This window comes from Nocardiopsis sp. MT53, assembly GCF_019598965.1.
Classification (GTDB): domain Bacteria; phylum Actinomycetota; class Actinomycetes; order Streptosporangiales; family Streptosporangiaceae; genus Nocardiopsis; species Nocardiopsis changdeensis.
In genome coordinates, this window is record NZ_CP080599.1 from 6,961,815 (window position 1) to 6,983,181 (window position 21,367).

A 21,367-nucleotide genomic window follows, 5' to 3' on the forward strand; every position below is an offset into this window, starting at 1 on the left:
TCCCGGCGGCCCCGTCCGGCCCCGGTTCCGCCCGGCGGGACCGGGGCCGGGGCCGGTACCGGGGCCGCTCAGCGGGCGGCGGCCGCCCGCTCCACCAGGGCGGGCAGCACCTTCCCGATGGAGTCGTGCACGACCGCCGAGGCGAAGTCGTCGTAGGGCGTCTCCTCGCCGTTGACGATGACCAGGGACGCCCCCGCCATCATCGCCATGTCGCACAGCCCCGCCACCGGGTGGACGGTCAGCGACGTGCCGACCGCCAGGAAGACGTCGCAGTCGCGGGCGGCGTGCGTGGCCGCCAGGATGACGTCCGGGTCCAGGTGCTGGCCGAACGAGATCGTGTCCGACTTCTGGATGCCGCCGCAGGCCGTGCAGCGCGGGTCGGACTCCTCGTCCAGCCGGGCCAGCACCTCGGGGGTGGGGGTGCGCAGCCCGCAGGACATGCACCGCACCCACAGCATCGTCCCGTGCACCTCGACCACCCGCTCGTCGGACACGCCGCCCCGCTGGTGCAGGCCGTCGATGTTCTGGGTGATGAGCGCGCGCAGCCGCCCGGTGCGCTCCAGGCCGGCCAGGGCGCGGTGGGCGGCGTTGGGCTCGGCGTCCCACACCTGGTGGGCGCGGCGCTGGGCCCAGACCCGGCGCCGGACGTCCACGTCGCCCATGTAGATGGTGATGTCGGACTGGGCCTGGGCGTCGGGGTCGGTGGTCCACACCCCGTTGGGCCCGCGGAAGTCGGGGATCCCCGAGTCGGTGGACACGCCTGCGCCGGTGAGGACCGTGATGCGGTCCGCGGCCTCCAGCAGTTCGGCGGCCCGCTCGAACGCCTGGGGATCGGCGAACGCTGGGGAGTCTGTCGTCATCGCGGCCCTACCTCGATCTTGCGGCGACTTGGTGTCGGCTTTCCCTCTGCTTGACGGAGGGCGGCCCCGTGCACCCCCTGCACACCCTAGCCTCGGAAAGCACACGAAGGCACGCAGGACCGACGCCCCTCCGATGCACACGAGAAGGGCAAAGGGTGCGAAAATCAGCACGATCATGAAGCAGCCGTCCTACATCCTCGTGGTCAACGGGACCAAGGTGCAGCGCCCCGTCTTCCTGCTGGGCGCTCCCCACTCCGGTGTCCCCGAGATCGCCCGCGCCCTTTCCCGCACCCCCGGGTTCCACCTGAGCGCGGGCTCCCCGGGCGTGCTCAACGCCGTGTACGCCGTCGCCCGAAGACCCTCGCTGGCCCTGGAGAAGGCGGCGGGCACGGCCTCCCTGCTGCGCGAGGCGTACGCCGAGTCCTGGCAGCTGACGCCGCTGACCTGCCCGCGCTGCGCGGGCCGGTGGGAGCGGGTGCCCGCCAGCGCCGCCGCCGAGCCGTGCGAGCACAGCGCGCAGGCGACCCGGTACGGGGACGCCAGCCCGGACCTGTTGTTCAGTGCCAAGGCCCTGCACGCGGCCTTCCCCGACGCGCTGTTCGTGCAGATCATCCGGGACGGTCGGGACGTCGTCTCGGAGATGCTGGACGACGAGCGCTCGCTGGCCTGGCTCAAGCCGAGCTTCATGAAGCTGGAGCACGAGTTCCCCAACCACTTCTTCGGGCTGGAGGACTCCTCCGACCTGGAGACGTTCGGGGACGGGTCGGTGGAGGCCAAGTGCGCGATGCGCTGGCGGGGCGCGGTGCGCATGTCTGCCGTGCTGAGCCGCGGCCTGGACTCCGGCCGGCTGCTGACACTGCGCTACGAGGACCTGCACGGCGGCGAGGTGCAGGCCGCCAAGAGGCTGCGGGAGTTCACCGGGGTGCGGGTGTCGGCGACGGAGCTGCTGATCGGGCGCTCCTGGCGGGTGGGGACCTGGCGGGAGCGGCTGTCCCGGGACCAGCACGCGGACGTGGTGGAGGTGGCGGGACTGGAGCTGTCCCGCCTCGGCTACGTGTGACCGGGGCGCCGGCGGCCCGGCACTCCCCCGGCCCGGCTCAGGGCGCCCCGTGGGCGGTGAGCAGCGCGTCGGCGGCGGCCCGGGCGGTGCCGACGGCGTCGGGGACGCCGGTGACGGTCCGGGTGAGGACGGCGCCCTCGTGCAGCATGGTCAGGGTGTCGCCGAGGGCCTCGGGGCCGCGGGCGCCCGACTCGCGGGCGAGGTCGGTGTACAGGGCGCGCAGCCAGCGCTTCTGCTCCCGGGCCACGGCCCGGCCGGGGTGGTCGGGGTCGGCGAGCTCGGCGTAGGCGTTGACCATGGAGCATCCGCGCGGGCCGTCCTCGCCGACCCACTCCTCCAGGGCGTCGAAGGTGGCGGCGACGCGTTCGCGCGCCGTGGCGGCGGGGGCCAGGCGGGCTTCCAGGTGGGCGCGCCAGCGGGCGTCGCGGGCGCGCAGGTAGTGGGCGACCAGGGCGGCCTTGGAGCCGAACCGGTCGTAGACGGTCTTCTTGGTGACCCCGGCGCGTTCGGCGACGAGGTCCATGCCGACCGTGTTGATGCCGCGCGAGTAGAACAGCTCGTCGGCGGCCTCGAGGACCCGGCGGGCGGCCGGGGTGAGGGGGCGGGCGGCGCGGTCGGCCGGATCGGCCCCGGTGGCGGCGGTCATGGCTCCCCCTGGAGGCGGACGGGCCGGGGCGGGCGCTCCCGGCCGGAAGGTCACTACATCGCGAGTATACCGACCGGTGTGTTTACCTAGGGGCGGAGGACACGGACGACGACACCGGAGGTGGAAGGATGCGGCGCTCGCCCGCCCCGGCCCTGCTCGCCGCGGGGCTGGTGGTGATGTGGAGCTCGGGGTTCGTGGGGGCCGAACTCGGCACCCGCCACGCCCCGGCCGAGACCCTGCTGGCCTGGCGGTTCCTGGTGGTCGCCGGGCCGCTGGCCGCCTGGTGCCTGTGGGCCCGCGCGCGCTCGCGGGGCGGACGGACGCGGGCCGCCCGGACCGACACGGGCGGGCCCTCCGGGTCCGGGCCGGAAGGCGAACGGGCCCGGAGCGGACGGATGACCGGGCGGGACGCGGCCGGCCACGCCGCGGTGGGGGCGCTGGCCCAGGCCGGGTACCTGTACGGGGTCTTCGCCGCGGCGGGGGCGGGGGTGGCCGCGGGGACGGTCGCGCTGATCGCGGCGCTGCAACCGCTGGTGGCGACGGCACTGGCGGTGCCGCTGCTCGGGGAGCGGGTCCGACCCCGGCAGGTCGCGGGGCTGGCGTTGGGCCTGGCCGGGGTCGGCCTGGTGGTGGGCGCGGACCTGCGCGCCCCCGGTGCGGCCCCCTGGTGGGGGTACGCGCTGCCGGTCGGGGCGATGCTGTCGCTGGTCGCGGCGACCCTGCTGGAGCGGCGGCTGCGGCCGGGCGGGTCTCCGGCGCAGGCGCTGGCCGTGCAGTGCGGGGTGAGCGCCGTGCTGTTCACGGCCCTGGCGGCGGCGACCGGGACGCTCGCGCCGCCCGCGGACCCCGGGTTCTGGGCGGCCGTGGCCTGGGTGGTGGTGCTGTCGACCGTCGGCGGCTACGGCCTGTACTGGGCCGCCCTGGCCCGGTTCGGGGTCGCCCGGGTGTCGGCGCTGCTGTACCTGACACCGCCGACGACCCTGCTCTGGTCCCTGCTGATGTTCGGCGACCCGGTCGGCGCGGCCGCCCTGGCGGGCCTGGCCGTCTGCGCTGCGGCGGTGGTCCTGGTGACGGCCGCCGGCCCCGGCACGGGGCGCGCGGGCCTCAGGCGGGCGAGCGCTCGCGCAGGTCGCCGGGGTCCTCCGTCCCGGGAGACGCGGTGACGCCCGGCCCGGACGACTCCTCGATGCTCTCCAGCATCTCGCGGGTCTCGTCGTCCTCGTCCAGCTCCGCGGCGTCGCGGACGTCCGGGACGACCGCGGTGCACACGATCTCGACCAGCGCCTCCGGCTCCATGAGCTCGGTCACCCCGACCACCGTCATCGGCGGGTAGTAGCGGCCCATGTGGCGGCGGTACACCGACCCGATGGTGTTGCTGCTGACCCGGTAGGAGCGCATCGCCGTGGTGTAGATGCGCATGTCGACCACGTGCTCGGGCACGGCCCCGGCGGCGCGCAGCGCCTCCACGACGTTGCCGAGCGCGCGGTCGAACTGCTGGACCACGCCGTCCCCGGCCACCACTCCGTCGGAGCGGCGGGCGATCTGGCCGCCGATGTGGACCACCTTGCCCGGTGTCACCACCAGGGCGTGGGAGAACCCCACCGGGTCGGCGAGGGTCAGCGGATTGACGATCTGGTGCGGTGTGGTGTCCACCGGCGGGCCCTTCCGGTCGCGGGGCGGCCCACCGGCCGCGTCCGGGCGGACACCCCACTGGGAGTCGCCCGGGCGGGCGGCTACGATGAGCCCATGTCGATCACTTTCCTGCTGTCCGCGCTCGCCCTCGTCGCGGTGCTCGCGCTGTTCGCCGCCATCTTCGTCGGCGGCTTCGTCTACGTCATGCGCATGAAGCGCCAGGGCACCGAGGCCACCCTGGCCGGCGCGCGCAGGCGCCGCGAGCTGCGGCAGAGCTAGGCCGTACCCGGCGGAACGCTCCCGGCGGCGCGTCCGCCGGAGGTGTCCCGCGAACGCGGGGCGGCGGACGGTCAGTCGCCGTCGAACGCGTCGGGGTCGGGGCCGGTCCTGGCCCCGCGGTCGAGCGCGCCGATGCGGTCCATCTCCTGGTCGGTGAGCTCGAATCCGAAGATGTCGAAGTTGGCGCGGATGCGCTCGGGCGTCGCCGACTTGGGAATGACGACGTTGCCGAGCTGGATGTGCCAGCGCAGCAGCACCTGGGCGGGCGTGCGCTCGTGGGCCTCGGCGATCCCGATGACCGTGTCGTCGGTGACGAGGCGGCCGTGCGCGAGCGGGCTCCACGCCTCGGTGACGATGGAGTGTCGCCGGTCGAACTCGCGCAGCTCCGCCTGGGCCAGCAGCGGGTGCAGCTCGACCTGGTTGACCATGGGCGTGATGCCGCCCTCCTCCATGACCCTCTCCAGGTGCGCGATCTGGAAGTTGGACACTCCGATGGCGCGCGCCCGGCCCTCCGCGTACAGGTGCTCCAGGGCCTTCCAGGTCGGGACGTAGAGGTCCCGCGCGGGCAGCGGCCAGTGGATCAGGTACAGGTCCAGCGTCTCCAGGCCCAGGCGTTCCAGAGTGGCGTCGAAGGCCCGCAGGGTGGCGTCGAAGCCCTGGTCGGGGTTGGCGACCTTGGACGTGACGAACAGGTCGTCGCGGTCGATGCCCGAACGCCGCAGCGCCTCGCCGACACCGCGCTCGTTGCCGTAGGCGGCGGCCGTGTCGATGCTGCGGTAGCCGGTCTCCAGCGCGATGGCGACCACGTCGACGACTTGGTCGTCGGGGACCTGCCACACGCCCAGGCCCAGCTGCGGTATGCGCAGCCCGTTGTTGAGTGTGAGCTCGGGAACCGTCATCGTCCTCATCGCCGTCATCCCCCGTCGGCCCGTAACGCCCTCGCCTCCCGCCGAAGGGCCGTCGGCGGGCCCGCGGCCTCCCCCGGGCCGCACACTTGGCATACTGCCACGGCGGACCGGCCGCGCTCCGGTGGCTGCACCGCCGCCGTACGGGCTTTTTACCCGGGAGGCCGCCGATCGCACCGCCGATCCGGTGGTGCGGACCGCCGAACCGTGACGGCGCGCGGGCCCGACGGTCCGCGGGCGCGCCACCGGGCGGCGGCGCACGGGCACGGTTCCCGGCGGGCGCTCGGCATGACGCGGGGCGCGGCGCGCGGGCAGGACGGTCGCGGGCACGACGGCCGGGCGACGACGAGGTGGGGGGCGGGGATGGGACGGGAGCGGCGGGCCGCGGTGGGCGCGGAGCTGATGCGGGACCGCGCCGCGCTGGTGGAGCGGATCGTGGCCGAGGTGCACGCGGAGGTGCCCGCCTACCGGGCGCTGCACGGGTCGCAGCTGGCCGAGGTGCGGGCGATCACGGCGTGGCTGGTGACCCGGTCCCTGGAGCTGTGGGCGGCCGGGGCGACCCGGCTGGCCGCGGAGGACGTGGAACGGCTGCGCGAGATCGGCCGCAGCCGGGCGGCCGACGGCCGGTCGATCGGCGCCGTGGTGCGGGCGCACCGGGTGGGGTCGGTGGCGGCCGTGCGGGCCGTGGCCGAGTACGCGGGCGACCGGCTCGACACCGCGGACGTGTTCGCTCTGAGCGAACTGTGGATGACCTCCATCGACCAGATCTCCGAGAGCCTGGCCGCCGGGCACGCCGAGACCGCCCGCCGGATGGACGCGGACCTGGAACGGGCGCGGCGCACCTTCCTGGACGACCTGGTCATCGGCCGCCAGGCCTCGCGCGGCGCCATCCGCGACCGGGCGCGCACCCTGGGCATCGCCCCGCCGGACCCGGGGGTGCTGGTGGTGGCCGAACCGGTCGGCGACCGGACCCCGGTGACGGTGTCGGGCGCCCTGGAGCTGGCGGCCCGGATGGAACCCGCGGGCGGCGACCCCCTGGTGACCACCCGCTCGGGGCGGGCGGTGCTGCTGCTGGCGCCCGACGACGCCGGCCGGGCGGCGCGGGCGCTGGACGGCGGACACTGGCGGGGCTGCATCCCGGCGCCGCGGCCGCTGGCGGACGTGTCGGCGGCCTACCGGCTGGCCGACGGCGCCCTGGAGACGGCGCCGCCGCACGCGTTCGGGGCCGGCGGGCTGCTCGGCGAGGCCGACGCCTGTGTGCTGGCGCTGCTCAACGGCGGCCCGGTCGCCCCGGACGCGGTGCGCCGGGCCGTGCTGGGGCCGCTGCTGACCGAGTCGGGCGCGCACCTGCTGGAGACGCTGCGCGCGTACTTCCGGGAGGGCGCGGCGACCGCGGCCGCCGACGCCCTGCACGTCCACGCCCAGACCCTGCGCTACCGGCTGCGCCGGGTGCGGGAGCTGACCGGCCACGACCCGCACCGGCCGTGGTCCCGGTTCGTCCTGGAGACGGCCTGCGCCATCGCCCCCTGACCGGGGGTCAGTCCCCGGTCCGCCCGATGACCTGGTCCCGGTAGGCCTGGAACTCCTCCCAGGACTCCCCGCCTCCCTCGTCGGAGAAGAACTCCCCGTCCGAGCAGTCGAGGGCGCGGCAGTCCAGCAGGCGGGCCATGCGCCGCAGGGGGGTCACCGGGTCCCCGCCGCCGCGGATGTGCAGCATGATGCTCTGGACCGGGTCCTCGGAGCCGATGCCCAGCTCCATCGACCACCCGTCCTCCCTGTCCTCGAGAATGCCCCACGTGGGGTCGGACAGGTTCGTCTCGGGGAAGGCCGTGCGGATCCGGTGCAGGACCTCGGCCGCCGGGCCGATCGGCGGCGGCGGGTCGTCGTCGGACAGGTCGTCCACGGAAACGGCGTCCTCGGGGAAGCGCATCAGCAGTACGTCCCAGCTCACGGGGTCTCCTCTGTTCCGGGGTGGGGCACGGGGAGAACGGTAGCGGACCCGTACGACGGGCAAGCGCTCCCGACCGGCCGGTCACGCGCCCCCGTCCGGAGCGGCACGGCCCCGATCGCGCCCGAGCGCCCGGGCCAGGTCCTCGTGGAACCGTGCGCGGGAGCCCCCGTCCTGCTCCCAGTCGTCCCAGGTGACGATGTCACCGGAGGACAGGTCCAGGGCCCGGCAGTCGAGGAGGTCGGCCAGGTACAGCACGGCGGGCACGCTACCGCCGCCCCGCATGCGCACCATGAGGCTCTCGACCGGGTCCCGGTCGCCGATGACCAGTTCCAGCAGCCATCCGGCGCCCCGGGCTCCCGGTTCCTCCAGGAGGCCCCAGGTGGGGTCGGACAGGTCCACGCCGGGGAAGGCGGTACGCAGGCGGTCCAGGATCCCGGCCGCCGGGCCGATCGGCGGCGGCGCGTCGTCGTCGGTCAGGTCCGCCACCGAGGTGACGTGGTGCGGCAGCCGCATCAGCACGATGTTCCAGCTCATGGAGGGCTCCGGGAGGGGTTGGGGGGCGTGCGGGGCGAGGGTAGCGGACCCGTACGACGGGCGGGTGTCCGGAACCGGCCGCGGGGCGCGGCGTGTGCGCGGGGCGCGGGGTACGCGGGTGGGTAGGAGTCAGGGGTCCCCGCAGACACACCCCGAAAGGCCCCGGTATGTCCGTCTCCCCTCCGCAGCTGCACGGCCCCGCGTTCGAGGCCGACCCGCACCCCGCCTACCGGTGGCTGCGCGAGCACTCCCCCGTCCACCGCGTGGACCTGCCCGGCGGGGCGTGGGCGTGGATCGTCACCCGCTACGACGACGCCAAGGCGGTGCTCGCCGACCCCGACATGCTCAAGAGCCCACACGCGGGGAACGAGGTCTGGCGCAAGGCCGGGCTCGGGCTGCCCTACGACCACCGGCCCTCGCTGATGCTCAGCATGGTCAACGTGGACGCCCCCGACCACACCCGGCTGCGCCGGGCGGCGGGCGCGGCGTTCACCCCGCGGCGGGTGCGGACGCTGGTGGAGCGGGCCGGGCGCGTGACCGCCGGACTGCTGGACCGGATCACCGCCGACGGCTCGGGCGAGGCCGACCTGGTGCGGGACCTGGCCTACCCGCTGCCCATCACGATCATCTGCGACATCCTCGGCGTGCCCGAGGCGGACCGGGCGGAGTTCCACCGCCGGGCCGCGGTGATCGACTCCTCGTCCTACGAGGAGCTGGAGGCGATCGCCGCCACCACCGACTGGTTCGACTCCTACCTGGGCTCCCTGGTGGACGTCCGGCTGGCCGCGCCCTCCGACGACCTGCTGGGCGACCTCGTGGAGGCGCACCGGCGCGGGGAGATGAGCCGCGACGAGGTCACCTCCGCGGCGTTCCTGCTGCTGGTGGCCGGGCACGAGACCACGGTGGCGCTCATCGGCAACCTCTTCCACCTGCTGCTGCGCCACCCCGACCAGCTGGAGCGGCTGCGCGCCGACCGTTCGCTGGTGGGTCCGGCCGTCGAGGAGGCGCTGCGGATGGAGAGCCCCCTGCAGAACGCCACCTGGCGCTTCCCGCGCCGGGCGACCACCGTGGGCGGGGTGGAGCTGGCGGCGGGCGAGCCGGTCCTGGTGTCGCTGCTGGCGGCCGGGCGCGACCCGGCCCGTTACGAGGACCCCGACGCCTTCGTCCCCGAGCGGAACGACTCGCACCTGGGGTTCGGGCACGGCGCGCACTTCTGCATCGGGGCGCAGCTGGCCCGGATGGAGGCGCAGGTGGCGGTGAACGCGGTGCTGGACCGGCTGCCCGGGCTGCGCCTCGCCGACGGCGCCGAGGACCTGCGCTGGTGGCCGAGCATGATCATGCACGGGCTGTTCGCGCTGCCGGTCCGGTTCGACCCGGCCTGACCGGCTCCGGGGCTCCCGCCTCCGGCCCCTGGGGCCCTGCTCCGCGTCCCCCGGGGGGCGGTGGGCACCGGGTGCGGGCGAGGGGGCGGGAGCCGAAGAAGCACCGAAAACTTACTTGTGATTGGTCCGTTATGCGGGCTTCGCGGGGGGTAGGGGGCGGAGACTGGCAGGCGGGGTTCCGACAGGGGCTCCCGTCGCAGGACACGAGTCACATCGACTGGAGGGGGACCAGAGGTGACGACCGCGGAGAACAGGTCAGGGACGGCGTCCAAGTCCAAGGGCAGCCAGCCCTGGCTGCACCAGAAGGGCAAGGAGATCCAGGAGTTCGGCACGGTCCGCCAGCTCCCGGTGGGGCTGTCCTACGACGCGCGCATGTACTCGTGCCAGCGGCTCAACCAGGTGCTGTGCGACACGAGGATCCTGCACGACCTCTACAAGAAGCACCACTGGCTGATGCGCGGCCAGACCTTCTACCAGCTGCACCTGCTCATGGACAAGCACGCGGACGAGCAGCTGGAGCTCATCGACGCCGTCGCCGAGCGGATCCAGACCCTGGGCGGCGTGGCGGTCGGCGACCCCCGGCACGTCGCGGAGATCACCAACATCCCGCGCCCTCCGAACGGTGTCGAGGAGGTCCCGGCGATGCTCTCGCGCCTGCTGGAGGCGCACGAGACCATCCTGGAGGAGGCGCACGACGCGGCGGCCCGGGTGCAGGAGCTGGGCGACGACGGCACCAACGACCTGCTGGTGTCGGACGTCATCCGCAAGAACGAGCTCCAGGCGTGGTTCGTGGCCGAACACCTGGTGGACACCCCGCTGGTGCACTCCTAGAGGACACGGCGCACGGGGCCGGGCGAGCCGCCCGGCCCCTTTTCCGTACTCCCGGGCGAGGGTGGCGTGGGGCGGGGCGGGGGCGCCGTCGCGGGTCCGCCGCGTCGGCGGTGCGACCGCCGCGGGAGCGGCACGGCGCTAGATTGGTGGCCCCGCCACGCCCCAACCCCCCGGAGGACGACGTGCCCCGTATCGGCATCACCGGACACAGCGATCTGGGCGAGGAGACCACCGCCCTGGTGCGGCGGGCCCTGGACCGCGAGCTGGCGGCGTTCGGCGGCGGACCCGAGCTGGTCGGGGTGACCTGCCTGGCCAAGGGGGCCGACCAGGTGTTCGCCGAGTCGGTCTGGGAGGCGCGCGGGACCCTGGAGGTGATCCTGCCGTCGGTCGACTACCGGGAGACCAAGGTCGGGGCGGACGACCTGTACCGGTTCGACGGGCTGCTGATGCGCGCCGCGGCGGTGCGCTTCATGCCGTTCCGCACCGCCGACGAGGAGGCGTACGCGGCGGCCAACACCGCGGTGCTGGCCCGCGTGGAGCGGCTGTTCGCGGTGTGGGACGGCAGGCCCGGAACCGGGAGGGGCGGCACCGCCGACGCGGTGGCCACCGCCCGGCGCCACGGGGTGCCGGTGCACGTGGTCTGGCCCGAGGGCGCCGTCCGCGGGTAGGGCCGGGGCCCGGGGGTCCGCGCGGGATCTCCCGGGCGGCGCGTGGGTGACCAACGACGGCAGCACCCCTGGCAAGAACCTCCGCCAGTGGGTGTCCTGCAAGCCCTGCAACGGCACCGGGAAGGTCGGCAAGTGAGCGGGCAGACCGAGGGTATGACCCTCGACCACACACCCCTCGCCCAGGGCCTCGCCGACGGGCTGCGCGCCCAGGGCACCCCCGACCGGCTCGCCACCGTCTTCGCCCGGGTGCCTCGACACCGGTGCCTGCCCCGTGCCTTCTGGGGTGAGGACCGCGCCTGGTACGACCGGAACACCGACCCCGACGAGTGGCTGCGCGCCGCCTACACCGACCAGCCACTCGTCACCCAGGTCGATGACGGCGCCTCCGGGGGGATGGGAATCCCCTCCTCCTCCAGCAGCGCCCCGAGCATCATGGCGCGGATGCTGGCCGCTGCGGACCTGCGGCCCGGGCAGCAGGTCCTGGAGGTCGGCACCGGAACCGGGTACAACGCGGCGCTCCTCACCGAACTGGTCGGTGCGGACCACGTCACCACGATCGAGGTCGACCAGACCCTGGCCGACACGGCGCGCGCGGCCCTGGCCGCGGCCGGGTACCTGCCCACCGTCCTGCACGGGGACGGCGAGAACCCGACCGTCCCGGCCTCCTCCCAGGACCGGCTCATCGCCACGTGCACGGTGGCCGACGTGCCGTGGCGGTGGCTGGACGTCGTCCGGCCGGGCGGCCGGATCGTCACGCCCTGGTCGCCGTCCCCCGGAGGCCCCGGCGGGGTCCTCGCCGCCCTGGACGTCGACGGCGACCAGGCCCGCGGGCGGTTCGAGGGCAGCCTTGCGTTCATGTGGTCGCGCAGCCAGCGCCGGCCCGCGCGGTCCATGCCGGACCTGGACGCCCGGCCGGACCAGGTGGACCAGGTCACCGGCGATCCGCGCGAGGCGTGGCTGGACGGGGACATGGCGGTGCTGTTGTCCCTGCTCGTGCCCGGCTGGGCGCACGGTCTGGGCTTCGAGCCCGACACCGAGGAGCCGCACGTCCGGGTCGCCTCGACATCCTGCGCGTCATGGATGTGGCTGCACGCAGATGGCCGGGTCGAGTCGGCCGGCAGCCGCCTGCTGTGGGAGGAGTTCGCCGCTGGCCTGTCATGGTGGCGTGCCCAGGGGGCGCCGGACGTCACCGAGTTCGGGCTGACCGTCGACCGACACCGCGGAACCCAGACGGTGTGGCTGCGCTCCCCGGACGCGGCGGTGTGGGCCACGGACCGGCGCCGCGCATAGACCCCGGGCGTCCGGTGACCGCTCCCCCGGGAGTGCAAAACCAGGCCATCCCCGAGCCGCGGCCACTGGAGAGGGGGCACCGGCGGCCCAGCGCAAAAGCTCCCCCGCCTCACCATGCTGGTAGGGCGGGGGAGCTCGACTCTCCGTGACCTACTTGGACAGTCGGCCCTCCCAGCGGCACCACAGGTACGCGGCGACCGGGGGATGAGGGCCTGGAGCAGGACTGCGACGGTGACGGCCTCGCCGGTGGATAGCAGGGCGGTCAGCACGGTGGCAACCACGAGCAGCAGCCCGGCCAGGCTGGCGCCGATAGCGGTCTGGCCCAGGGTGCGGAGCCCGCGCGCGGGGCTGACCGGGTACCTTGCGTGACTGTCTCGACGTAGAGCGGTCCATCCCCGCATGCGCGGGGCTGACCACGAGCATGCCGCGGCCCATGCCCTCGAACGCGGTCCATCCCCGCGTGCGCGGGGCTGACTGGGTGGGCTTCACCCTGTCCGGTGGTCTGCACGGTCCATCCCCGCGTGCGCGGGGCTGACCGATCCCCTCGGGCCACTTTGAAGTATGCGTACGGTCCATCCCCGCGTGCGCGGGGCTGACACGACGATGCTCCGCCACGCCCCGGGCTACCGGGGTCCATCCCCGCGTGCGCGGGGCTGACAGTTAACGACCAGGGAAAACGCGGGGCGTCATCTCCGCGTTACGTGCACTTCGGCACGACCAAGCCACCACCTCCGGACACTGTGGCACGAGAACCGAAGCAGGCTCAAGGCGGGCAGAGGAACAGCACGGTTGCCCGCAAGCAAGTTCCGCATCCCCCTCCCGGGCGTCGCCGTGGAGCGACCGTCACCCGAGACCATCCGGAACGATACGGAGCTTCTCCGCGATGCGGACCAAGGCCTTCTGGTCGGTCGGACTCAACGCATCAAGAACGACGGCGCGCACGGAACGCAGGTGCGTGGGAGCCGCCGCCTCCACGATGTCGAAGCCGTCGTCGGTGAGTTCGGCGAGGGTGTACCGGCCGTCGGACGGGTCCGGCATCCGCACGACCCAGCCCCGCTGTTCACAGCGCTTGACGACGTTGGACAGGCGGGAGAGCGAACCGCTGGCCAGAAAGGCCAACTCCCCCATCCGCAGCTTGCGCTGCGGCGCCTCGGAGAGGTGGCTGAGCACGAGGTACTCGAACAGGGTGAGGCCGTTCTCCTGCCGCAGCGGCGACTCCAGCTTGCCGGGCAGAAGCAGCACAAGGGAGATCAGCCCCGTCCACGCCGCCTTCTCCTGCTCGTCGAGCCATCGCAGTTCGCCGTCCCCGTGCTCGGCCGTGTCGCCCATGAACCTTCCCGTCCTTCCGATGTGATCCGCCATCACTTGACGCTTGAAGTCATCGCTTGCTAGCTTCACTTTACGCGTGAACTCATCAAAGAGGAAACGCACCCCTACGGACAGGAAGATGTGCCATGAGCACCGTCACCTTCGGCGTCACTCCGGGCTTCGGGGAGAAGCTGCACGCAGCCCTCGGCTACAGCGGAGCCGTCCGCGTCGGCGACCGGGTCGAGATCTCCGGCCAGGCCGGGGTGGACGACGACCTGGTCATCCCCGACTCCCTGGAGGACGAGATCGTCCTGGCCTTCGACAATGTGGAGCGCACGCTCGCCACGGTCGGCGCGACCTGGAAGGACGTCATCCACGTGAACTCGTACCACAAGGTCGCGCCGGAGGACCGGGTCATCGGTGAGGACCACAACGCGGTCATGGCCGAGCAGTTCCGCCGCCGGCTCGGCGGCCGCGCGCCGATCTGGACCGAGACCGGCGTCACGGCCCTCGGCCTCGCCGCCATGCGCGTTGAGATCCGCGTGACCGCCATCGTCGGCTCCGGGAACTGAACCGTCGTCTTCGGGGACCGAACGGGGGCCGCCGAAGGCCGGAGCACACTTTTGCGCCGCAGGCGGCCACCCGCAACCGGGTGGCCGCCTGCCGTGTGCCGGAACCAGTGGCAGCTCCCGCCTCGGCGCGGCTGGAGCCATCACCTCCGGGCACTGTGGCACGGGATTCAGCGCGGGCTCAAAGCAAGCCGTAGAAACCGGCGCGGCCAGAGCGAGCAGACATGCGCGAGGCCCACCGCCCCCCCCCCCCCCCCGCCAGAGCCCACCGGGCACCATCCGCCCAGGGGCAGACGCTCCAGCCAGCGACTCCCCTTCCCGACCGCCCCTCACTCCCCCGGGTCGCCCACCTTTCGAACACGGGTGTCCGCCGCGTCCAGCGGGGTGCCGTCGGCAGCAGCGGGAGCGACCGGGGGGACCGGCGCGCCCGTGGCGAGGACGAGCAGCTCCGAGCGCTCCTCCCCCGGCTCGAAGGCGTGGCGCTCCCCCCACTGGCGCAGGGCCACGACCACGGTGAACAGGTCCCGCCCCTTGTCGGTGAGGACGTACTCGTTGCGCGTGCCGCGCTCGTTGGGCCGCTGCTCCATGACCCCGACGGCGATGAGCGCGCGCAGGCGGTCGCTGAGGATGTTCCGGGCGATCCCGAGGCCGCGCCGGAAGTCGTTGAACCTGCGGACCCCGTCGAAGGCGTCGCGGACGATCAGCAGCGACCAGCGGTCCCCGAGGAGGTCGAGGGTCCGGGCGACCGGACAGTGCGGGTCGGTCCATTCCGGGTCCGTCATGCAGCCCCACCTTTCGGTTGCACTTCGCAACCATTTAGCCATAGCCTCTGATTGGTTTCAAACTACTACCTAAATCCGTCGAGGGTGGGCGAATGACCGAGTGCGCGGCCCCCGGGGCCGGACCGAAGGCCGTGACCGGAGCAGTGCGGGGGCTGCTCGCGGTGCTGTGCGCCGTGGCCGTGGCGAACGTCTACTACGCCCAGCCCCTGGTGGAGCGGATCGGGGCCGACCTGGGGATCCCCGAGGCCGGAACGGGGGCGGTGGTGGCCGCGGCCCAGGCCGGGTACCTGGTGGGGCTGGTGCTGCTGGTGCCGCTGGGCGATCTGGTGGACCGCAGGGCGCTCATCGCGGTCCAGCTCGCGGCGGTCGCGGCCGGGTGCGCACTGGTGGCCCTGGCCACCGGGAGCACCGTACTGCTGGCGGGGATGGCCGTGGTCGGCCTGTTCTCGGTGGTGGTGCAGGTGGCCGTGGCGCATGTGGCGGCGGTGAGCGGGCCCGCCGAGCGCGGCCGCAACATGGGCACGGTGACCGGCGGTGTGGTGGTCGGCGTCATCCTGGCCCGGACGGTGTCCGGGACGGTCGCCGACCTGGCCGACTGGCGGTGGGTGTACGCCGGTTCGGCGGTGCTGGTGACGGCGCTGGCCGCGGCCGTCGTGGCCCTGCCGCCCGCGCGGCGGGCCTGCGGGCGCGGCCCGGCGGTCGGCTACACGCGGGCGGTGGCCTCGGTGTTCACCCTGACCGCGACCGACCGGGTGTTCCGGGTCCGGGCGCTGGTCTGCCTGTTCCTGTTCGCGTCGTTCGGAGTGCTGTGGAGCGGGATGGCGCTGCCGCTGGGCGCCGGGCCCTGGCACCTGTCGACGACGCAGATCGGCCTGTTCGGGCTGGTGGGGGCGGCGGGCGCGCTGGGCGCCGCCCGGGCCGGGCGGTGGGCCGACCGGGGGCTGGGCGGGGCCGTCACCACGGGCTCGCTGGCGGCCGCGGTGGCGGCGTGGCCGCTCATCGGGCAGGCCGGGAACTCGCTGGTGTGGTTCGCGGCGGGAGTGGTGGTGCTGGACTTCGCGGTGCAGGCCGTGCACGTGACGAGCCAGGACCGCATCGTCGCGGCCGATCCGGGGTCGAGCGGCCGGACCATCGGCGCGTACATGGTGTTCTACTCGTCGGGCAGCGCGCTGGGCGCGGTCACCGCCGCCTGGGTGTACGCGCAGGCGGGGTGGGGCGCCGTCAGCGTGCTGGGCGCGGCGTACGCCGGGGCCGCGCTGGCGGTGTGGCTCGCGGACCGGCGTGCGGGGGCGTGAGCGGCACCGGGGCCCGGCCGGGCCCCGGCGCCCGCGGCTCAGGCCGGAACGGGCCTTCGGGCCCCCGTGACCAGGGGCAGCACCTCCGCTCCCACGCGCCGCGCCTCCTCCAGGTGGGGCACCCCCGCGAGGATGAACGCGTCCACGCCCAGCGCGATCAGCTCGTCGATCCGCTCGGCGACCTGGGCGTAACTCCCCACCAGGCCGAACGCCGGCCCGCCCCGCAGCAGGCTGAAGCCGCCCCACACGTTCGGCTCCACCTCCAGGTCCCGGTACCCCGACACCGGCCCGTCGATGAACGACAGGCTCCGCGCCGCCCCCACCGAGTCCCCCGTCCGCCACTGGGCGAGCGCCGCCGGGTCGGCCGACTCGAACCCGGTCCGCACCACGTCCCACGCCGCCTTCTCGGTCCGGCGCGCGACCACGTCCACCCGGACCGCGAAGCGGGGCGTGCGCCCCAGCGCGGCGCTGTGCTCGCGCACCGCCGCGAACTTCCGCGCCAGGGCCGCGGTCGGCTCCATCCAGGACAGGTAGTGGTCGGCGTGCCGGCCGGCCGCGTCGATCGCCGCCGCGGAGGAGCCGGAGAAGTAGATCTCCGGCAGGTCCTGCGCCGCCAGCGCGTCCGGCAGCGCCCCGTTCTCGACCCGGTGGAAACGCCCGTCGAAGGTGTACGGCCGCTCCTTCCACACCCCCTTGTGGACGTGCAGGAACTCCGAGGTCCGCGCGTACCGGTCGTCGTGGGCGACCTCGTCGCCCCACCACAGCTGCGCGGGTCCGCCCCCGCCGGTGATGACGTTGTAGACCACGCGCCCGTTCGTCGCCCGCTGGAGGCTCGCCGCCATGCGGGCCGCGTGCACCGGGTTCAGGAACCCCGGCTGGAACGCGATCATGAACCGGAACCCCCGGGTCTCGCGCGCCAGCAGCCCCGCGGCGGCCCACGGGTCGTCGGTGAACGGGAACGACGGCATCAGCCCGCCGTAGAACCCGGCCGCCTCGGCGGCGCGCGCCACGTCGGCCATGTGCTCGATGTAGGCGTGCCCGTCGGGGACGCCGCCGCGCAGGGCGGGGGCGATGCGGCCCGGCCCGTCGGGCTCCCAGTCGCCGCGGGTGGCGGCGCGTTCGGTGAGGGACCTCTGGTCCCCGTGCATGCCGATGCGCCAGTAGAAGTCAACGGACACGGTCGGGCTCCCTTCTGTTCGTGTGTCGGAGGCGGGTCAGGACCCGCGTCGCGCCCGGCGCCCGGGGGGCGGCGCGCCGCACGCGCACCACCCACAGGCGGGGGCCGGAGGCGCGGCGGGCGGCGTCAGCGGGCACCGGCGACCGCCTCCTCCGCGAGGCCGGCGAGGGCCGGCAGCAGGTGTTCGCCCAGGCGGTACGCCTCCGCCAGGGCCGGGCGGGCCTCGACGACGAACGTGGTGACGCCGCGGCGGCGCAGGGCGTCCAGCTCGGCGGCCAGTTCGGCGGGGGTCCCCACCAGCCCTTCCGGGACCGTGTGCCCCAGGGACGCGAATCCGTCCCAGCGGCCGGCCACGCCCTCGGGCGGCCCGTCGTCCTGCCCCACATGGCGCACGGACACCGACAGCTCCACGCCCAGCCGGACCGCGCGCCCCGGGGCACGGCGGTCCAGTTCGGCCCGGACGGCCCCGACGTCGTCGCCGAGCCGCAGCAGGTGGACGTCGGCGTGGGCCGCCGACAGGTCCAGCTCCCCCGGCGTGGTCCCCGACAGGTACACCGTCGGGAAGGGCCGCCCCGCCAGCGGGTGCCCGAACCCGCCTCCCAGCACCCGGTAGAAGTCCCCCTCGAAGGTGTACGGCCTCTCGTGCCACACGCCCTTCGCGACGGTGAGGAACTCGTGCGCCCGGCGCAGCGCGTCCTCCCCCGTCACCGGGTCGCCCTGGGCGGCGCGCACGGCCGGGTCGCCGCCCACCGCCACCTTCCACCCCAGGCGCCCGTGGGCGGCCCGCTGCAACGTGGCCGACAGCTTGGCCGCGTACACCGGTGTCGCGAACGAGGGTGGGAACTCCGCGACGGCCCGCAGGTGGCGGCCGGCCCGCAGCACCCCCGCGGCGACCGTCCAGGGCTCCTCCCCGTCCGGGTCGTCCGGGGCGAGCACGCCGTCCAGCCCGGCGATCTCGGCGGCCCGCCAGGTCTGGAACGCCTCCTCCAGCGGCCCGTACAGGTCGCCGCGCACGTCCGTGGCCACCGCGCCCAGTCCCCGTGCAGGGGCGGGCCTGGTGGGCAGGCGCAGGATCACCTCGGTCATCGCGCGGCCCCGGGGACCGGCGGGACCAGGGCGCCGGCCTTCTCCGACACCGCGTCGGCCACGGTGGGCCGGGTCGGCAGCAGACCGCCCGCGTACAGCAGGTCGGCGGCGTGCTGCTGCTCGGCGACGAACTCCTCCGTCACCGGGTGCAGGCCGAACGGCCGGGTGCGCAGCGCGTGCTCCCAGGCGTCGGGGTCGGTGTCCGGGTTGCCGCGCTCGCGGGCGTCGGCCACGAAGATCTCCGCCGCCTCGCGCGGGTTCTCCCGGATCCAGGCGTCGGACTCCTGGAGCGCCCCGACGATCGCGGCCAGCTCGCCGGTGCGTTCCTCGGCGAAGTCGCGCCGGGTGAACCACAGCGAGCGATGGCTGAACAGCCCGTCGGTGGCGACCAGGTCGCGGGTCTCCACCCGCTCCTCGACCGCCTTCAGCCCCGGGTAGGCGCCCACCCAGGCGTCGATCTCCCCGCCCAGGAACTGTCCCCCCGCGTTGACGCCGGTGTCGACCGGGACGATGTCCTTCCAGGTCAGCCCCGCGCGTTCGAGGGCGAACAGCAGCAGGGCGGTCTGCCAGGACCCGTGGGCGATGCCGACCCTGCGCCCCCGGAGGCCGTCCAGGCCCCGGATGTCGGAGTCGGCCCTGACGATGAGCCGCCCGTTCTCCACCCGGGGCTCGGAGATCGCCGCGTAGACGATGTCCAGCCCGTGGCCCTGGGCGGTGATGGGCGGGGTGAAGCCGGTGCCGATGAAGTCGTAGCCGCCGTCGAAGAGGTGGTCGGCGTGGACGGTGGGCAGCCCGTCGGTGGGGGCGGGGCGCGCACCCTGGGGCAGGTCGCGCAGGTCCACCCACTCCACGTCGGGCAGCGTCCGTTCCAGGATGCCGCGGTGGCGCAGGACGAACAGCGAGTTGTTGTGCGGGAAGTACCCGACCTTGGTCATGGCGGTGCTCCTTGTGGTGGTGCGGCGGCTCAGCCGGTGGGGTTCTCGGGCAGGACGGCGTGTTCGGCGGCCAGGAGGCGGTGCGCCTCGGCCAGCGGTTCGTGGGCGGCCCAGGCGTGCACGTCCACCGGCTCGGCCAGGAAGCCGTGGTCGTGCAGGAACCGCTGCTGGCGGTCGAGCAGGTCCAGGCGCTCGGCGGACAGGTCCGGGGCCAGGTCGGTGTGGAACCCGTCGGCGTAGGCGCGGTCCACGCCCGCCGCCCCCGAGTGCGTCTCGGCGGCCAGGACGGCGCGCACCTCGTCGGGCCGGGTGGCGGCCCAGGCGGCCGCGCGCAGGGTCTGGACGAGGAACTCGGTGACCAGCCCGGGGTTCTCGGCCAGGGTGCGCTCGTGCACGGTGATGGGCCGCGGGGTGCCGTTGTTGACGCGTGAGCGCCGGTCGGGCACGGCGTCCAGGTCCACGGCGACGACCGCGCCGATCGCCGCGCCCTCCTCGGCGGCGCGGGCGCCCTTGACGTAGACGGCGTCGACCTCGCCCGCCGCGAGGGCGGACAGGCCGGGCCAGTTCCCGACCCGGGAGTCGGCTCCGACGGTGGGCTCGAACGCGGCCGGGACCTCGACCTGTCGGACGTCGTCGAGGGTGAGCCCGGCCAGGGCGAGGGCCCCCGCGAAGCCGTGCAGTGCCATGGCCCGGGGGAAGCCGCGGCCCGGGGTCGCGGCGCGGCCAGGGACGGCGACGCGCCGGCCGACCAGGTCGGCGGGTCCGGTGATGCCGGTGTCGGGGCGGGTGAGGACGGCCTGTCCCTCGTCGATCCAGGTGAGGCCGATGAGGCGGGTGGGGGCGCCCTCGGACCTGGCGGCCAGGGCCGGGACGCTGCCGCCCTCGCGGAACAGGCCGCGCAGGCGGTGGTCGAAGTGGTGGGCGGCGATCTCGGGCGGGGCGTCCTGGAGGACGCCGACGTCCAGGCCGTGTGCGGCGAAGCCGGAGGCGAGCCAGCCGAGGTTGAGGGCCAGCCCGCTGGCGGTGGGGACGGGGCAGCGGGTGTACCAGACGCGGTCCACACCGGGCGGCGGTGTGACTCCGGCGACCGCGGAGGCGTCGGTGACGGAGGTGGTCATGGATGCTCCTGAGCGGTGATGGGACGGGTGGTGGGTGGCGCCGGCTTCGGGGCGGCCGACCCCGCCCGGGGCCGAGGTGATGGCCGGGGCAGGCGGTGACGGACGGCGGGCAGTGGCGGTCGGTGACGGTCGGACGACCCGGAACCGGCGGACGGCGAAAGCCGAGCGGACGGGGCGGGCGAACGGCAGTAGCGGTGGCACTGGCGGCGGCGGTGGCGGTGGCGGTCGGACGATCCGGGGCCAACGGACCGCGAAGGCCGAGCGATCGAGGCAGGCGGACGGAAGCGGCGGCCGGGGTCGGCGGGCACGGGTGGTGGGTGTGGGCGGACGGGGTCGGCGGGTGGTCAGTGGGCGGCGGGGACGCCGAGTTCGGCGAGGAGGTCGCGGCGCAGGGCCAGCACGTCGGGGTCGTCGCGGTGGCGGGGGTGGTCCTCCGCCAGCTCCCGGTCCAGGGCGATGCGGCCCCCGCGCAGGATCAGCACGCGGTCGGCCAGCCGGACCGCCTCGTCCACGTCGTGGGTGACCAGCAGCACCGCCGGGCGGTGCCGGGCGCACAGTTCGGCCACCAGGTCCTGGGTCCGGAGGCGGGTGAGGGCGTCCAGGGCGGCGAAGGGCTCGTCCAGCAGCAGCAGTTCCGGTTCGCGGACCAGCGCCCGGGCCAGGGCGACCCGCTGGGCCTCCCCGCCCGACAGGGTCGCGGGCCAGGCCCGCGCCTTGTCGGCCAGGCCCACCTCGTCCAGCGCCCGCTCCCCGGCGGCCCGGGTGGCCGGGCCGCGCCGCCGCCCCAGGGTGACGTTGGCCAGTACCCGGCGGGCCGGGATCAGCCGCGGCTCCTGGTAGACGGTGGTGCGCCGGCGGGGCACGAGGACCTCGCCGGCGTCGGGCTCCTCCAGCCCGGCGAGGATGCGCAGCAGGGTGGTCTTGCCGGTGCCGCTGGGCCCCAGCAGCACCGTGAACGCCCCGCGCGGGATGTCCAGGTCGACGCCGTCCAGGACGGTCTTGGCTCTGAAGGCCTTGCGCAGTCCGCGCAGCCGCACGGCCGTGGTCATGGCGGTCCCT

The 21,367-nt window shown here is 74.8% G+C and carries 23 protein-coding genes and 1 CRISPR repeat array; of the genes, 10 read left to right on the top strand and 13 right to left on the bottom strand.

The genetic code is table 11. The features are described from left to right. Nucleotides 1–68: 68 nt before the first annotated feature. Nucleotides 69–860, bottom strand: a complete 792-nt coding sequence (locus tag K1J57_RS31005) for a Sir2 family NAD-dependent protein deacetylase (RefSeq protein WP_220562217.1) — start codon at nt 858–860, stop codon at nt 69–71. A gap of 175 nt (nt 861–1,035) precedes the next feature. Here K1J57_RS31005 and K1J57_RS31010 point away from each other — a divergent pair, with 175 nt between their 5' ends. Then, entirely contained in the window at nt 1,036–1,920 is an 885-nt protein-coding gene (locus tag K1J57_RS31010; protein ID WP_220562218.1) for a sulfotransferase, read from the top strand. Nucleotides 1,921–1,957: 37 nt separating this feature from the next. On the opposite strand, the gene K1J57_RS31015 is transcribed toward K1J57_RS31010, so the two are convergent. Next, on the bottom strand, nt 1,958–2,566 hold the full coding sequence (locus K1J57_RS31015) for a TetR/AcrR family transcriptional regulator (RefSeq protein WP_220562219.1): 609 nt from the start codon (nt 2,564–2,566) through the stop codon (nt 1,958–1,960). 128 nt (nt 2,567–2,694) lie between these two features. On the opposite strand from K1J57_RS31015, the gene K1J57_RS31020 reads away from it, so the two are divergent. Continuing rightward, a complete protein-coding gene (locus K1J57_RS31020) occupies nt 2,695–3,729 on the top strand; it encodes a DMT family transporter (protein WP_220562220.1) in 1,035 nt (344 codons plus the stop codon). Here K1J57_RS31020 and K1J57_RS31025 read toward each other — a convergent pair. Further along, the gene (locus K1J57_RS31025) at nt 3,671–4,219 is read right to left on the bottom strand and encodes a RidA family protein (protein ID WP_220562221.1); all 549 of its coding nucleotides are present in this window, start codon (nt 4,217–4,219) and stop codon (nt 3,671–3,673) included. The two genes, K1J57_RS31020 and K1J57_RS31025, sit on opposite strands and share 59 nt — an antisense overlap. 93 nt (nt 4,220–4,312) lie before the next feature. Between K1J57_RS31025 and K1J57_RS31030 the strand changes: the two genes are divergently transcribed. After that, nucleotides 4,313–4,477: a hypothetical protein gene (locus K1J57_RS31030; protein ID WP_220562222.1), complete on the top strand. Its 165-nt coding sequence runs from the start codon at nt 4,313–4,315 to the stop codon at nt 4,475–4,477. Nucleotides 4,478–4,548: 71 nt separating this feature from the next. Here K1J57_RS31030 and K1J57_RS31035 read toward each other — a convergent pair whose 3' ends face one another. Next, nucleotides 4,549–5,376, bottom strand: coding sequence for an aldo/keto reductase (locus tag K1J57_RS31035; protein ID WP_220562223.1), 828 nt, complete (start codon nt 5,374–5,376; stop codon nt 4,549–4,551). Nucleotides 5,377–5,745: 369 nt separating this feature from the next. On the opposite strand from K1J57_RS31035, the gene K1J57_RS31040 reads away from it, so the two are divergent. Continuing rightward, nucleotides 5,746–6,912 (top strand): CdaR family transcriptional regulator, encoded by a 1,167-nt coding sequence (locus K1J57_RS31040; RefSeq protein ID WP_220562224.1) that lies wholly within the window; start codon nt 5,746–5,748, stop codon nt 6,910–6,912. A 7-nt stretch (nt 6,913–6,919) separates the two neighbouring features. Here K1J57_RS31040 and K1J57_RS31045 read toward each other — a convergent pair whose 3' ends face one another. Together K1J57_RS31045 and K1J57_RS31050 are read right to left on the bottom strand one after the other, a co-directional pair. Beyond that, entirely contained in the window at nt 6,920–7,333 is a 414-nt protein-coding gene (locus K1J57_RS31045) for a hypothetical protein (RefSeq protein WP_220562225.1), read from the bottom strand. Between the two features lie 81 nt (nt 7,334–7,414). After that, the gene (locus tag K1J57_RS31050) at nt 7,415–7,867 is read right to left on the bottom strand and encodes a hypothetical protein (protein ID WP_220562226.1); all 453 of its coding nucleotides are present in this window, start codon (nt 7,865–7,867) and stop codon (nt 7,415–7,417) included. Between the two features lie 167 nt (nt 7,868–8,034). On the opposite strand from K1J57_RS31050, the gene K1J57_RS31055 reads away from it, so the two are divergent. The 4 genes from K1J57_RS31055 (at nt 8,035) to K1J57_RS31070 (ending at nt 12,038) form a co-directional block, all read left to right on the top strand. Beyond that, a complete protein-coding gene (locus K1J57_RS31055) occupies nt 8,035–9,249 on the top strand; it encodes a cytochrome P450 (protein ID WP_220562227.1) in 1,215 nt (404 codons plus the stop codon). Between the two features lie 234 nt (nt 9,250–9,483). Further along, nucleotides 9,484–10,080 (top strand): Dps family protein, encoded by a 597-nt coding sequence (locus tag K1J57_RS31060; RefSeq protein ID WP_220562228.1) that lies wholly within the window; start codon nt 9,484–9,486, stop codon nt 10,078–10,080. A gap of 182 nt (nt 10,081–10,262) precedes the next feature. After that, nucleotides 10,263–10,748: a hypothetical protein gene (locus K1J57_RS31065; RefSeq protein WP_220562229.1), complete on the top strand. Its 486-nt coding sequence runs from the start codon at nt 10,263–10,265 to the stop codon at nt 10,746–10,748. Nucleotides 10,749–10,880: 132 nt separating this feature from the next. Beyond that, nucleotides 10,881–12,038 (top strand): rRNA adenine N-6-methyltransferase family protein, encoded by a 1,158-nt coding sequence (locus tag K1J57_RS31070; RefSeq protein ID WP_255646734.1) that lies wholly within the window; start codon nt 10,881–10,883, stop codon nt 12,036–12,038. Between the two features lie 325 nt (nt 12,039–12,363). Next, nucleotides 12,364–12,696: a CRISPR direct-repeat array (repeat unit 28 nt; unit sequence GGTCCATCCCCGCGTGCGCGGGGCTGAC). 185 nt (nt 12,697–12,881) lie between these two features. Here the strand turns inward: K1J57_RS31070 and K1J57_RS31075 are convergent. Then, the gene (locus tag K1J57_RS31075) at nt 12,882–13,367 is read right to left on the bottom strand and encodes a MarR family winged helix-turn-helix transcriptional regulator (RefSeq protein ID WP_220562230.1); all 486 of its coding nucleotides are present in this window, start codon (nt 13,365–13,367) and stop codon (nt 12,882–12,884) included. A gap of 125 nt (nt 13,368–13,492) precedes the next feature. Here K1J57_RS31075 and K1J57_RS31080 point away from each other — a divergent pair, with 125 nt between their 5' ends. Next, on the top strand, nt 13,493–13,918 hold the full coding sequence (locus K1J57_RS31080; RefSeq protein WP_220562231.1) for a Rid family hydrolase: 426 nt from the start codon (nt 13,493–13,495) through the stop codon (nt 13,916–13,918). A gap of 326 nt (nt 13,919–14,244) precedes the next feature. Here the strand turns inward: K1J57_RS31080 and K1J57_RS31085 are convergent, their stop codons facing one another. Further along, a complete protein-coding gene (locus K1J57_RS31085) occupies nt 14,245–14,697 on the bottom strand; it encodes a helix-turn-helix domain-containing protein (protein WP_220562232.1) in 453 nt (150 codons plus the stop codon). Between the two features lie 92 nt (nt 14,698–14,789). Here K1J57_RS31085 and K1J57_RS31090 point away from each other — a divergent pair, with 92 nt between their 5' ends. After that, nucleotides 14,790–15,992: an MFS transporter gene (locus tag K1J57_RS31090; RefSeq protein ID WP_220562233.1), complete on the top strand. Its 1,203-nt coding sequence runs from the start codon at nt 14,790–14,792 to the stop codon at nt 15,990–15,992. Between the two features lie 38 nt (nt 15,993–16,030). On the opposite strand, the gene K1J57_RS31095 is transcribed toward K1J57_RS31090, so the two are convergent. The 5 genes from K1J57_RS31095 to K1J57_RS31115 form a co-directional block, all read right to left on the bottom strand. Beyond that, the gene (locus K1J57_RS31095) at nt 16,031–17,170 is read right to left on the bottom strand and encodes an LLM class flavin-dependent oxidoreductase (protein WP_220562234.1); all 1,140 of its coding nucleotides are present in this window, start codon (nt 17,168–17,170) and stop codon (nt 16,031–16,033) included. Nucleotides 17,171–17,295: 125 nt separating this feature from the next. Next, nucleotides 17,296–18,255: an LLM class flavin-dependent oxidoreductase gene (locus tag K1J57_RS31100; RefSeq protein WP_220562235.1), complete on the bottom strand. Its 960-nt coding sequence runs from the start codon at nt 18,253–18,255 to the stop codon at nt 17,296–17,298. Then, nucleotides 18,252–19,190, bottom strand: coding sequence for an ABC transporter substrate-binding protein (locus K1J57_RS31105; RefSeq protein WP_220562236.1), 939 nt, complete (start codon nt 19,188–19,190; stop codon nt 18,252–18,254). The genes K1J57_RS31100 and K1J57_RS31105 overlap by 4 nt, the downstream gene beginning before the upstream one ends. A gap of 29 nt (nt 19,191–19,219) precedes the next feature. Beyond that, nucleotides 19,220–20,308 (bottom strand): ABC transporter substrate-binding protein, encoded by a 1,089-nt coding sequence (locus tag K1J57_RS31110; RefSeq protein WP_220562238.1) that lies wholly within the window; start codon nt 20,306–20,308, stop codon nt 19,220–19,222. A gap of 344 nt (nt 20,309–20,652) precedes the next feature. After that, on the bottom strand, nt 20,653–21,357 hold the full coding sequence (locus K1J57_RS31115; RefSeq protein ID WP_255646735.1) for an ABC transporter ATP-binding protein: 705 nt from the start codon (nt 21,355–21,357) through the stop codon (nt 20,653–20,655). Nucleotides 21,358–21,367 lie beyond the last annotated feature (10 nt).